Annotated in this window: 7 protein-coding genes; all 7 read right to left on the reverse strand. The window is 43.2% G+C overall.

Translation table 11 applies throughout. The features are described 5' to 3' along the window. Positions 1–21: 21 nt before the first annotated feature. The 7 genes from VCM39_RS00295 to VCM39_RS00325 all read right to left on the reverse strand — a co-directional run bounded on the left by VCM39_RS00295 (position 22) and on the right by VCM39_RS00325 (position 14,626). Positions 22–2,334: an alpha-L-rhamnosidase C-terminal domain-containing protein gene (locus VCM39_RS00295; protein WP_195348921.1), complete on the reverse strand. Its 2,313-nt coding sequence runs from the start codon at positions 2,332–2,334 to the stop codon at positions 22–24. Positions 2,335–2,346: 12 nt separating this feature from the next. Further along, positions 2,347–4,512, reverse strand: coding sequence for an alpha-galactosidase (locus tag VCM39_RS00300; protein WP_322932329.1), 2,166 nt, complete (start codon positions 4,510–4,512; stop codon positions 2,347–2,349). A gap of 165 nt (positions 4,513–4,677) precedes the next feature. Then, positions 4,678–7,878 (reverse strand): phosphodiester glycosidase family protein, encoded by a 3,201-nt coding sequence (locus VCM39_RS00305; protein WP_195348922.1) that lies wholly within the window; start codon positions 7,876–7,878, stop codon positions 4,678–4,680. Between the two features lie 25 nt (positions 7,879–7,903). Then, complete coding sequence (locus VCM39_RS00310; RefSeq protein WP_195348923.1) at positions 7,904–10,552, reverse strand: glycoside hydrolase family 2 TIM barrel-domain containing protein; 2,649 nt, start codon at positions 10,550–10,552, stop codon at positions 7,904–7,906. A gap of 55 nt (positions 10,553–10,607) precedes the next feature. Continuing rightward, positions 10,608–11,483: a T9SS type A sorting domain-containing protein gene (locus VCM39_RS00315; RefSeq protein ID WP_025866841.1), complete on the reverse strand. Its 876-nt coding sequence runs from the start codon at positions 11,481–11,483 to the stop codon at positions 10,608–10,610. Positions 11,484–11,517: 34 nt separating this feature from the next. Continuing rightward, positions 11,518–13,122, reverse strand: a complete 1,605-nt coding sequence (locus VCM39_RS00320; RefSeq protein WP_289291242.1) for a beta-N-acetylhexosaminidase — start codon at positions 13,120–13,122, stop codon at positions 11,518–11,520. 4 nt (positions 13,123–13,126) lie between these two features. Then, positions 13,127–14,626, reverse strand: a complete 1,500-nt coding sequence (locus VCM39_RS00325; protein WP_025866843.1) for a LamG-like jellyroll fold domain-containing protein — start codon at positions 14,624–14,626, stop codon at positions 13,127–13,129. Positions 14,627–14,687 lie beyond the last annotated feature (61 nt).

Consider the following 14,687-nt stretch of genomic DNA (forward strand, 5'->3'; position numbering starts at 1 on the left):
AGCTGAAAGTTATTATATGGTTTACTGTGACATAGTAACTTTCCATACACCAGAAGATACCTTTATTGCTATCTGATTGGTTGATGAATATTCCGGTCTGCAATATTTGTTGGACCGGAATTTTCCGTTTTTATACACACTGCGACCGTTTACTTCGATTCTCTTAATTTCCGGTTTGATGGGAAGCAGCGCTTGCGTATTCTCTGGTACGGTGAGATGCATCTGTATCCGGCCGTCTGTTCTCTCTAATGAGATTGATATCCTACCGTTGACAGTCAGCAGGCTGGTTTCTGCATGAATAAGATTGCCCATTTGGGGAAATACGCTGAACTCTTTGAATCCGGGCTTTACAGGAGAGACGCCACATACATACTGGGATAATAGTGTCAACCCTCCTCCGCTCCAGGCATGGTTATATGTTCCGCCTCCGAACCCCTGAGGTCCGAGTCCCCATCCCTCAAACAGGGTCGTGAGAGTGGGATGATTGACCATAGACTCAAACCGTTTCTTCATTCGTGCGAGTGCCTCTTCGGGCTGGTTCATTACAAATAGTGCTTCCAAGACGTATTTTTCCATATAAGGACTTGCATACTCGTACTTTCGGAACAGATTGCGAATGGCTTCATATTTCGATTCATCTGCCAAACCTGATATTACCGCCAATGCCTGCAAGCGGTCGTCCGGATGGGGAATGGTGCTATTGGCTTTGTAGGCCGCTCCGTTCCAGTAAGCCTGGTTAAAAGCATCTTTGAGCAGACGCATCTCTTCTTTTAGGTTGGTGGCATCTTCTTTTTTATCAAGTACTTCTGCCATTTGTGCTGTACCTTCCAGAGCGAGATAATACCAGGCGTTGAACAGCCCTTCGATATCGATATTCGTTCCCCAGTCTCCCCATGTCCAGTCTCCGCTACGGAACTTTATAGTACCGTCCGGATTATATTGCCATACGTGCAGATACCGTTTTACGGCATCATACAAATCTTCTACGGGAATCCTGTCTCCGGTATTCAGATAATAGTTCCAGAAACCATAACGCCCTATGCTTGCCAACATTTGTCCGGGGAGTTCCGTATGATAATTGGAAGAAGGTATGGGAGAAAAGATAATGCCATTATCCTGCTGCCAGCCCATTAGTTCGTACATCCCTTTTTTCATCAGTAGATGTGATTTGGGACAAAGTGCATAGAAGGATTCTCCCGATTCAATGACTTCGTCTCCCCACCATTGTGCGCGTTCGCGGTCGGGGCAATCCATGTAGGTGTCGCGCATGGTGACTAATAATGTACGCTGTGCCTTTTGCCAAAGTCGGTTGAAGAAGTCGTCGTTACAATTGAAAGTTCCTGCAAATGAGGTATCATAGCTTGTTTCGCGATATTCTGTTTTAAGCACCTCCACGCCTTTAGGTATCAGATAATACACCGAATGTCCGTTTATCCACCCCAGGCTTTCATAAGACTGTTGCCCGCCTTTGGTGATATATTCGCCCCGTAGATTGTATACTCCGCCGCCTTTGTAATCATCCGTATACATGGTTATGACTTTCCCTTCGGGGGCTTCCAGCTCGATGCAAGGGGTGAGTTGCATGTTGTAGGGCAGCCGGCAGATTAGGGTATCGACCTCATTCCCTCGGTGCCATTGGCTGTCCGGATATTCTTTTTTTCCGTAATCTTTCCATAAGGGAATAATTCTTGGGTGGAGTTTATTCCAGGGTGCCGAACCCTCGGTTCCCACCTCTATGGCAGGGGCCCACGGATAGGTGAGATTACCGGTAGGTTGGATAATCCAGTCTTCCGGGAATATACGGGCGTCATAGCCGATATTGGATTCCGATAGTCTGAAGTTGGGCTGTGCTCCTGCCGGTGTATAGTATCCCGGATGCAGGGTAGATAACCATTGCTTGTCTGTGTTTAGGTTGAGGCTGCCGGACAGGCTTTTGACGTACAGCCCCGCTTTGCCGCTGGGTTGGTAGGAGAATCCCTCCTTTCCGAAGTACCACAGCAGAATGGCAATGGAATTATTTCCTTCTTTCAGGAATGAGGATATATCTACTTCGTCATAGTATGTATCCGAAGGATTGGGTCCTCTTTTGACGGAGCCTTCAAAAACAGCGAGACGGCCATTGATCCACATCCAGTATTTACTGTCGGCTGCAATCTTTAAATGGATATCTTCTTGCGGAAGGGAATCTATAAGCATATCCTTACGAAAACAAATCCAGGTATTGGATGCGCTTTGATTTTCGAAGGCTGTAATCCAGTGTGCCTGTTCGTTACTCGCATATGTAAGGACAGTCAGCATTAATCCGGTTATTGCTGCTAAACTTTTTTTTATCATAATCCGAAAGTGTTATTTGGTTTTCTTTAAATGGAAAATCTTACTGTCGTATTCTTTATCGAGCCATACCTCCATTCCCTGGTCTATAAGGAATCCGCCGGTTATTGTTTTTTTAGCCTGTTCTTTCAGGTCTGCCGTGTTGATCTCACAGATTTCGTAAGAGGCCTCCGGAGATAGTCCTTGAAGGGTTAATCTGGGAAATGAGGGGTTGAAGCGGTGTTTTAATTGATAAACAAAGAGTACCGCTTCTTCCTTGTCGGGGGTGACGTACATCAGTGAAGATATATTTTTCTGTGCATAGGGTGAAATCAGCCTGTACAGATCGCCAAACTGAACAACCGGGCGAATCTGCTTATAAGTGGATATGGCCTGTGCGGCAAATTTATATTCATCCGGTGTGAAATCTTTGGGCTGCATCTCCATACCGAGGCGTCCAGACATAGCTACGTCGAACCGGAACTTCAGGGGGATAAGTTTATTGGTCTGATGATTGCGTGCAGCAGATACGTGTGACCCCATGGCTATGGCAGGATAGAATTGCGATACTCCCCATTGCATGTATATCCTCTCTATGGCATCTGTATCGTCACTGGTCCAGAATTCATCGAAATAAGGAAGAATGCCATAACTGATTCTTCCTCCGCCATTGGCACAAGCCTGCATAAGTAAGTCCGGATATTTGGCGCGTATTCTCTGAAGAACTTTCCGAAGTCCTCTGTGATATTCTATGTATAGGTGTGATTGTTTGTTGGCCGGAAGGTAATTGGAGCCGTAGTTGGCAAGGCTCATATTAGCATCCCATTTAATGTAAGCAATCTCCGGATACTGTGTCATTAACTTGTCTACTACTCCGAAAATGAAGTCCTGTACTTTGGGATTGGACAGATCCAGTACAAGCTGATTGCCGCCCCGTCCTTTCTTTAAAGGCCGATTGGGTTGTGAAATAACCCAGTCCGGATGTTGTTCATAGAGTTCGCTGATAGTATTGGTCATTTCAGGTTCTATCCATATACCAAACCTGATAGAGGCGCATTTACAGGAATCAATAAGTGCCTGGAGCCCGTCGGGTAGTTTGCCGGGACTGACTTCCCAGTCTCCCAGTGAAGAACGGTCGGAGTCTCTGGAGTATTTCTTGCCAAACCATCCATCGTCCAGTACGAACATCTCTCCGCCTAAACCGGAAAAGTCGTTTATCATTCTACAAACGTCTTTCATGTTTACGTTGAAATACAGTCCTTCCCAACTGTTAAGAAGTATATCACGCTTTTGTTCTCCATGGGCCAATGCATATTTCCGTGCCCAACGGTGGAATGTCCGGCTGATTTCTCCTTTGCCTTTGTTGCTATAAGACATCACCCAGGCTGGTGTGACAAAGGTTTCTCCTTTGGATAGTTTATATTCGGACTGGAAATTGTCGATACCGGCAATCAGGTGCAGGCGGTGCGAATTATCGAGTGTGCAGTTTATTTTGTAATTACCACTCCATGCCAGTATTCCGGCATATACATCACCTGTGTTCTCTTCCAGACCATCACGGCCCAGCATTACCGAGGGATGATCTGTCAGTGCATTACGTACTCCGTCTCTGTTTACGAGTATTTTGCTGCCATGAGTCAATATTTCTTCTTCCATCTGGTGCTCCGAGGCCCATGAACCATGCAGGTGTTGCATGGTATATTGTCCCGGAGGCAAGGGCATGTAGGCAGAGGCAAACTGCCGTAGTTCTACGAAACCTTTTCCCGAATATTGATAACCAGCCCAACTTTCAATGATATCTTCATCGTGGTATATTCTGTAGTGCAGCGTTACTTCCAAAGGATATACCGTATCTTTCAGGTAGAATTTCCATTCATCGGAATGATTACCTTTGATGTTTTCTGCTTTCTGAAAGCGCAGATCTAATGACAGGTTTCCGTCCGGATACATAACTGCCATTGCAGGTTCCAGGGTACAGTCCAGTCCGAACTGTGGATAGGCTTCGCGGTAAAGCATACCGTTGCCGGAGTTCCAGATGTCGGAGGGATCAAGTACTCTTCTTCCGAAGTAATGCAGGTAGAGCTGTCCGTCCTTTTCTCCCGTCAATAAGAGGGAAGTGCGGGGAGTACTCAGGAGAAACTCTTCGGCATAAACAGAGGATGTAAATAACAGTAATGTTAAAATGATAAATAGATTCTTCATTGATATAATAATGTGTTTTGGTTACGAATATATTTTACCACAGAGCACACGGAGTACATAGAGTTTTAATTATTTCAGAATCAATTACAGAATTACTCTGTACTCTGTGGTGGACTGATTTATTTTTTAATCCGGTACGGGGATTTGTGTAGTTCTGTCTGGTCATCATATAATGAGTTTGAATGAATGATTTTCGCTTGCCATATTCACCCGTAGTATATATATACCGGATGATATGTCGGTGAAGTCCAGGCGGATATTATCTGTAAATTCAGTGACTTCCTGCTTCAGGCAGATGCCGTTAATTGTATATAATGAATAAGCTATCTTACAAAGATCAGTATTTTTCTTGGTGAGGTAAAATACATTTGAATCAGGTGCCCGATAGAATTCGATAGGGGTTGCTGTTTTTATGGTCTGATTTATGCCGGTAGATATACTTAAATTCAGATACCGGGTGACACTTATTCCGTTAAAAGTAGCAGTGACGGTTCCTTTCTTTTCTGGTCCGTTCAGTATTAAAGTACGGTCTTTAATATATCCCAGTCCCGGAGAACAACTGAGTACCGCACCGGTAATGTCCGTGTCTGTGAGAACGCTGTATTGATTGTACCCCATTACTTTCAGAGGAATGGAGCCGGAGGTGATCTGCTCTTTGTTCCAGTAATTAAAATCCATACGAACAATGTTTTTATCTACCGGAGCAGATGTTTGTAGCAACCATCCGTTTGTAACGGCTCTTTCATTACCGTCACTCGGCTTGTTGACCACTGCGTGATTAACCACCATGCCGGTAGATCCTCCGCCATCAAAACCCACTACATTGGCTGCACCCAGGCTGCGAAATAAATCGCACATTTCGTCGGTGTACACTCCTCTGGAATGTTCCTGTCGTCCGTCAATAGCCATCATATACAGCCATTTACCATCTGCAGAGCATCCCACTCCTGTTCTTGGATACAGCACGTTGTTGTAACTGTCGTTGAAGTTGCAATCGGTTAATATTCCGTTTTTCATCAAGAGCGAATTGCCTCCGATCATCTCTTTGATAAAGGGAGTTTCGTTTTGTGGTGTCTTAATTGTCATTTTAATGTTCAGCTTTTGTCCGATAGTGAGTTTGTCGAGAAACGTTTTTGCCTGAGCGATGCCCGATAAAGCCGATTCGCCGGCTTCCAATGCGTTATGTCCTTCCGTATCTTTAATGATTCTCGTAATAATACAAGCTACCGGAGCATTTACTTTCCACTTGTATCCCTCGGCGGGTTTGAAGAAAACTTCTGTTTTAAGTTTATCGCCTATATCTGCATTTTCATCCATTCGCGTGTAGCCACCTGCAAATTCATTATAGAAAGTCAGATCGCAGGAATAGCAATCCGTTCTGGGAAGGTTGACGTCGTAAAACCGGTAGGAAGATATAGGAGCTTTCATACTGGTTACAGAACCTTCAAAGCTCATATTGTCGAGCGTTGGTTTGTTCGTATAGTCAATAGTAGCAAAAGCCCAGTCCATGTTTCTGGGCTCGCGTTGCACTACTCCGTCGGCAATGCACCCTCCCCGCGGGGCTCCGATGGGTAATTCATTGTGCGCTTTTATATTAAAGAAATCCCCGTTAATACCTGCGTAGGCATCGGCTGTTTCAGAAGAGTATCTGTCACATGCGGCAGATACTCTTTCTAATCCTTCTATTGTGTTTTTACCCAGAAAAGTGCGGATCTGCGTATGGGGGTTCTGCAGGTCTATCTTCAGAATATGCGCTTCTATCGGCATATCTTCGATACGAATATGGACATAATCACAGCCGGGGCCGGGTATATAAGTATTCAGGGTATCTACCTGATGCTGTTCTCCCCGTATGATAACCTGATTGGAGGGATTATACGTTTCAATGATTTCTATTAGTTTTTTTCGGAAGCTACTGATCTCTGCCGAACTTCTTGTGTAGTCGGATGGTGATTTGTATACTTGTTCAAGAATCTTTTCTGCAACGTGTCTTCCGGCTTTATCTTCCACCATTTTTAATAACTCATAGTCTTCCTGTCCTTCTTTCCATCGTTCCAGCCGGGCTGAGGCTACGGGTTCTTTGATATTGAATAAATCTCCGGGAAAGACCAATCCTCCATCACCTACGGCATTGAGACTTGTATCGAATGCGAACGGATTGAGACGGTACCTGTTTACCCCCCAATACAGGAATCCTGTTTCCTGTTCCTTCCATACCCTCCACATGATGGCTCTGTTGTGAAAAGGGGTCTGGGCAAACAAGAAGTTAGGCTGAACGCCGGTTGGTCCGCAACAGACATATGTCCACCATTCGGCTCGTGGTTCGACCAGTTTTCTGAATTTCTCCGCGCCGGAATTCTCGCAGTTGTATTGTTCGGCTGCAATCGGGAATATTTTTACATATTTTGTGAGGAAATCGAACGTATAGTCATAGTCCCATTTATGTTCTCCTTCGACAAGAAAGCTGGAGATCGGTACGAGCATTTTAGCGTTTGGCTTGAGAGATAGTATATGGGCAGATTCTTTGGCGATCTGCTCATAGTGTTCGGGCGTTTTGGGCTCATCCCAGATGTAGAAGTAACATCGGTCGAAATATCCTTTTTCCTCCATATCATTACACATTCGCAGGAGTTCGTCATCTTCCAGCATGCAGGGAAGGGCAAACCGGCAGAAACGTTTGTCCTGAAGTAACTTCCGGCTTCTCGGATCGTCCCATGGCCATGGTGAGAAACAGTTGTCCCAACGCCATGTATTCCGGTCTATGAGCTTGCCATAATAGGGGTCAATGCGTCGTGAAAGAAGAAACTCATTCCAGAGTTCTTTCTGCTCATCCGAACCGTTGTCCGGTAGATTATCTATGTCAATACAGAACTCCGAAGGAATAGAGGGAGTCAGGGGGATTTCATAATCGGCTACACGTACTTTGAATTTAAGATTGATGGAGTTTCTCAGTGTCTTAATAGATACCGTGTATTCATATGTACCCGGTTGGCTGTTCCGCGGAGTTTCGAAAGTCAGCCATACAACCGAGGTTGATCCTGTTGCCTGTATGGTGGATACAAACGGTACTAAGGCATCTTTGTATCCATCTATATCCGTAAGCATTCTGTAGTGTACATTGAATGCTTCTGGGATAGATGATGAAATGGTAATCTTTTCTTTAGGTATTGTATTCAGAACCACCTGTAGATGCTCCGTTTCTCCTTTTCCCAGTACAACCTCATTCCATTCTTTTGCCGGAAAATCTTGGTAATTCTCTAATAATTCCGTACAGGGTAATACCCATACATTATCAGAAGCCTCTTTTACTAATTGGCCGGAACCTAACAAGAGCCAGCTGACGACTAAAATAAGATACTTTTTCATGGTGTTTATTGTATTTATTGATTAATTATTTTAAACCTCCTTCACCGAATTCGCTTTGTTGGCGTTCTACATTTTTTAGTTCCCGGTTCAGTCTGTTCCGTTCTTCTGTGTTATCTTTCCGGTTATTATCAGAAATTGAGCCTAGCTGATATACTCCCGTTCGCTCCTCCATATTGTAAATAGCAGGAACAGATGCCGGTAAAACAGTAAATTCCAACTCCCCTTGTATGGGCATTTGTATACCCGGAAAATCAACTTCGGCTCTTACTTTTACTTTACCGGGGCGGAGTGTTGTCCGAAGAAGGATAGGAGCAGTTCCCCACTCAACCGGGCGGGGGTTGGTATGTGTTTCTTCGTTGGCAACCAGTCTCGCTTCTCCTTCAACTGAGAATTTTATATGATAATTATTCAACCGTTTGATATTTCCGTTTTCGTCTGTAACAGAAGCAATCACTGTGATCAGATCGGAACCGTCGGCAATGGGCTGAATATTTTCGTCATCTAAGTGCAGTGTGATTTTACCTGGACGCCGGGCAGGCATTCGTTTATGTTCGGCTACCTTTTTACCGTTTCGGAAACCTTCTGCCAACAGATAGACCTCATCCCAACGCTCCTGTCGTGAGAGCGCTTTATCTTCCATAAAATGATAGGCATCTTTGAAAATGATAATGGGAGAAGGCATCCCCGGCCTGTCCTTTTTTTTGTAGGTATATGTTTTTCCGTGTTTAAAGACAGTAAGCCTTACTTCCTCACAATTGGAATAGACCGTTACATCCGCCGGAGAGAATGGAGTCATTTCATGGGCTATATATATCATAGGTCCGCTTTCTACCTGTATGGCGAGTGAATCGACAGGCCGTTGGGCCATGAACATATAATAAGCGTATTTGGGTTGCCTGAATACATCTGTCAGACCACCATAAAAAGGATCGGGATGATAACCTCTCTGATGATCAAATGAATGCCAGAGGCAACCGCCGATATGCTGTCTGGATGTTTTCCAGAGTCCGTCATAACTTGTGCAAGCATAAGGAGGAGATGCATAATGGTTAGCTTGTGTTAACATAGGGTATTCTCCCCAGGCGCGGTTGGCCCTGCTTGTGGAGTTGTGCGAGTTCCAGTCGTCCACGTTGTCTCCCCACTCCCGGGTGAAGTAAGTTACATTCGGGCTCAGTTCTTTGATCGCTATACCTGTATCTCCGTTGGAAGGATGTGTATAGAGTATTGAGAATTTGGATGAACCGCGTGCTTCAGCGTCCCCCACCACATGGGAGTAGGGATACGGATATTCTTCTGCCACGATTTGCTTAACACTGTCAATAAATGATTCGGGATACCATGTCTCATTGAGTACGGGTTCCCAAAGGAATACGGAAGGGCGGTTCCGGTCTCTGCGTATAATATTTCTGATATCATCGAATACCCGGTTCCGGAATATCGGGTCTTCGTTCCAGTATTGCCAGCCCGGTGTGTTCTCAATGACAAAAAGTCCTAAGGCATCGCAGGCATCCATAAAAGCCGGGTCCTGCGGATAGTGCGCATTGCGGATGATATCGAGCCCCAGACTTTTTAGTTTCTTTGCATCGCGCCAATGCAGATTGTTGGTCATAGCATTGCCGATTACAGCAAAATCCTGGTGACGGTTTACCCCCATTATGGGGTGAGGATAAGGTTTTCCATTGATCCATAAACCATCTTTTCCTTTAAATTCGATGCTTCGAATTCCTATCTTTTTTCTATAGCCGTCTATTACTTTTCCGGTATGATCTTTTATCTCGATTTGCATTTGGTATAAGGAAGGAGAAGAAGGATACCATAGCTGGGGCTTTTTAATGATAACATGTTCTGAATGGCTGACGGCTTTTCCCGAAGGGATAGAAAACGAATATGTGGTTTGTCCTGTTATTTTTCCTGCAGGGTCTCTCAATGTGATGTAGGTTTTACCTTTAAAGTTCTTGGGCATTTCGTTTTTTAATTGCAGTTTAATATGAATGTCGGCCGATTTTGCAGATACGTTGTCGTACGAAACGAATGTCCCGCCACCGGCTACTTCGGATGCATAATTATCGTCAGTGATAAATACTTTATTATGTGCTATAAGCCAGCAGTCACGATAGATACCGCCACAATAGGTAAAGTCGAGAAACTCTTGCGGTTTTCCCGGTGGATAAAGCGGATTGTTTGAATTATCGGTACAGATAGATATTACATTGTTTTGACCGGATTTTACTTTGTCTGTCATATCTATAATAATGGGGAGATATCCTCCGTAATGAGTGGTGCATAATTCATTGTTGATCCAGACTTGTGTTTTACCCATTATAGCCTCAAAATAAAGAAAGAGTTTTTTATTGCTGAGTCTTGAGTCGGGAGTGAAATGTTTTCTATACCAGCAGATACCCTGATAGTTTATACATCCGCTGGCCTCGGTTGGTAAAAGGTCGATGCTGTGCGGAATGGAGACTTGCTCCCAATTGGAATCATCAAAAATGATCTTTTCGGCTCCGGGCACATCCCCTTTATGAAATCTCCATGAGGGATTCATGGAATAGACCTCCCTGCCCGAGCCTTTGACAGGAAAGAATCCGGCAACGGAAAATTCGGGCTGAAAAGGTTGTGTAAAACCTTTCAGACAAAAACAGATAAATAGTAGTAGAATGAGGTTCTTTTTCATATTCGTTTTTAAATGAGGTTGTACTAAAAGGCTTAGTACAACCTCGTTGGGGACACTATCGTCCGATTACAATCTTTATTACCTTATTGATGTTTTTACTACAAACTTTAGCAAAATAGATACCTGCATTCAAGTGATTCAGGTCATATTGATTATTGCCTGCAATGACCTGATAGGATTCTATTGTAACTCCGGCCAGAGAAATGATAGAAACCGATTGGATTAGAGCATCGTCATTGATTACCTGTAAGCAGTTGTTGCTGAAACATACATTCTGTGCTATGCTTTCATTTTGGATGGAACTTGGGTCAAGTTGAATGCTTGCATCCGGATGATCCCAGGCTGTTATTTTGATGGACTTGGCAGTAGTTAAGTCTTTTAGAATGTAAAGAGCACCTGCTTCCAGACTATAGTCATCCGTGCTTAAAGCGGTTCCGTCAACGTTGATTTCTTTTATCAGCATTCTCCAGAGTTCGCTATCCGTAAAGGTAATAGTGGTATACTCGGCCGTACGTTCTTCCAGAGCAAGTACCGGAGATTCGTTTTGAGGAGGGGTATCACCATAGTAACATGGAATATATTCCGAACCCTGCTCGTAGCCATCGTCTATCAGATATACAATCCAATAGTAACCGTCAGCAGCATTACCCATATTACCTCCGGGGATAGTAGCTGTACCCTCCTTGGCTCCCGGATTATCAAAATAGCACCATGTCGTGGAGTAATGACCGGGAATACCGGTAATAGTTTGTCCTAAGGGTGCAATGTTCATATTATCCTTTGGGAATCCGAATCCACCGGTGTAGTGAGTAACAATATCTTCTCCTCTAGTGAAATGAAACTTGTCTAACCAAACTTTTGCATAGTTTTGAGACCATAGCTGTGCGAATGATGCCAGCACACAAATTAATAATACCGTAAACTTTTTCATAATGATTAATTTTTTAGTAAAACAATAGGGATATTTATTTAATGTATCCGGCAGATTTCCATCTTTCCCGGAATGGTTTCAGAGATTTCAGGAACCTATCGAAATTTTTATTTTCTTTTTGAGTCCATCCTGTTTCTGCATACGTTGCTATTTGCGGATAAACCATTTTGTACATGATATCCGGGCGATTTGTCCATTCTCCCCACATGGCACATGATAATCCCAGAATTTGTTCTTTCCATGCTGATACGGATTCGGGAACGGGATTGAAACGGTATGCTTTTTCTAAAGGAATAGGGGTATGCGCATACTCTAATCCGGGCACAATCTTGTCATAGTTGTAGTTCAGATACGTATATTCACAAGAGTTGTTTACTACCTTTAAACCGCGCTCTAGAGCTTTTTCCAGTAAGCTCTGATTGCCTGTCCAGAATTGGACAATTGTATTCTCCGGATTCAATTGGCTTTTTACTTCATTTCCGGTTTGGAAAGCATGAAGTTTATCACCTGTTATGTCATTCCAGCCCATCAGTTTTTTGCCTTTGCTACCCAGATAAGCAGAGAGATGATTGGTGAACCACACTTGTAATTCTGCCGGTGAAGTAATCTGTTCTTTTTTCATGAATAGCAATACTTCTTCAGAATCCAGCCATTCATCGTATTTCACCTCGTCTCCTCCGATATGGATAATATCCGAGGGGAACAGTTCGATAACTTCATCTAAAACATTGTGAATAAACTCCTGCACCTGTGGATTGACAACATTGAAAGCGGTTGTTAATACTCCGTAGCCACAGGGAACGGAGATTTGCTTTTTACTGCAACTCAACCAGGGATATGCTGCAATAGCAGCGGAGGCATGACCCGGAAATTCTATCTCGGGTATGATTTTTATATGCCTGTCTGCTGCATAGGCTATGATTTCACGAATGTCTTTCTGAGAGTAATATCCGCTCACAGGCTTACCATCATAGACTGTACTTTCATACCAGTTCAGTTGAGTGGAATCTCTTCGCCCTCCGATTTCTGTGAGAAGAGGATATTCCTTTATTTCAATTCTCCAACCCTGATCATCTGTTAGATGCCAATGAAATACATTCATTTTGAGCAAGGCCATTTCGTCAAGCAGTTTTTTTACTTCATTCTTTCCCTGAAAGTTACGGGCTTCATCCAGTAGAAAACCTCTCCAGCCAAAGGCTGGTGAATCGGTTATTTCAACATAAGGACACTGCAGGTTTTTCCCGTCTTTTTTAATGAGTTGCCTCAATGTCTGAATAGCATAAAATACTCCTGTAGTAGTTGCTGCCTCAATGTGGATGCCCTGAGCATTTATCAGAATTGAATATCCTTCTCGGGGCAGGTCTTCTTTTATATCTATTTTCAGATTGGCTTTTTCCTTATTAGTGAATTTACAAAGCAGGTCTGATTCCTTTTTCAGAACCGGTATAATTCTCTTTATTTCACTACTAAACAGGTCATTCGAATAGATGTATAACTGTTTTCCGATGTCGAATGTACCCTTTTTCCAACAGATATGATTGGGATAAGGCAGTATGGCAGTTACTTCATTAGCTAATGCAGGTACACCTGTCAGTAATGACATAAAGATAATCAGGTATATTTTATATAATCTCTTCATGGAATTACTTTTTAAATTTGAATGTTGAAATCATAGCTGCATGATCTGACGGAAAGCGTACCGGGTGTTGATCGATCATCTTTGATTCAGTGACCTTCACGTTCTTACCCATATAGTAAATGAAGTCTATCCGATACTGAATATCCAGTTTTGACATGGGTGACCAGGTTAAGCAAGGGTATTTTACCGGATCGGGATATAACTCTCTATAAGAATCTTTAAATCCTTTTTCAAGCATAAGAATGCTGGTCGGCCATTTCACAGCATATCCCTCAAAGAGATGTTTGGCTTTTTCTGTCCAGTCAAGATGAGACCCACTGTTGAAGTCACCTGAAACGAATAAGGGAACATCTTTCTGGTCAAAGAAAGGTTGCATGTCTTTCAAAATTGTTGTCAGTTCTTTATATCGTGTAGGTAATTCTTCTGCTTCGACCTCAGAGGCAGGAATCCGGGCCTTTACTTGATCATCGGTAATAGGGCGATAATCCAGCCATAGATTAACGTAATTGATGGTTTGTGTTTTACTGATTCGTATTGTAGCTGCACATGTGTTGAATGGCTGAAACATGTCCCAGGTTTGTTCGATGGGATATTTGCTCATAATGGATAGATTAGAGCTTCTCAGATAAAAGTGATACCCCAGTGCATCGGCAATTTCCGGTCCTGCACCATATGTCTCGATCATGCCTATGATGTCTGCTCCGGATGCTTTGATAACATCTACGACCCGGTTTACTCCTACCTGTTCGCCAAGTTCATGACCTCCGTGAAAGATATTGAATCCCATAAGATTAATATTCGGAGTAAATTCCGGTAATATCTCTTCTTGCCGGATACCTGTATACCTGAAATATTCCTCTGCTATCTCTGCATCACTTTTTATACGGTCTGCGAATGAAAAATTATCCAGCATTCCATTAAAACTGTGCCATTGTTCGTCTGCTTTATTGCCTAAAAGTAACGGATTGGAAGTGGCCAGATTTACATTACCGTTCGTGCAATAAGTAGCTACATTTTTACCGTCATAGTACATTTTCATTTCCTGTTTTTCTGCAAAGTGGGTAATAGCCAGGAAATGCCATTTCGCATCGTTGATCGGTTGACGTTTTACGGTCGGTTTATAATCCCATTGCCAGTTTTTGCCATCGGTGAAATATGCTGCCCATGAGCCATTTTCTTGAGTAGCAATCATAAATCCCGGATCTTTCATTTCAAGGGATTTTTTGTTGGTGACCAGTGGTTTCAATCCATTGTATGTATCGGCTGATTTCACCCATATCCCAATAGAGAATGAACCTGACATGTCGATAGAATCTATCTGATTTATAGGTAGAGGTGCACGATAATAGGCAGCTGTACTAATGTCCAATGCTTTGCCTTCTATCCCGTTGGAAAATAGATATCCTTCGTAGAAATTTGCCGGATCATTGAAGTCAATGATGACTTCTTTGGCACTTAGTTTTAAGGTAATAATTACGGATAAAACAATTAAAAGATATTTCATTTTAAGCGGCTTTTAGGGGTAATACTCCCCCTTTGCATGCTATTTAATGGCATGCAAAAAG

Origin of the sequence: Bacteroides mucinivorans (assembly GCF_034654355.2) — a bacterium.
Classification (GTDB): Bacteria; Bacteroidota; Bacteroidia; order Bacteroidales; family Bacteroidaceae; genus Bacteroides; species Bacteroides nordii.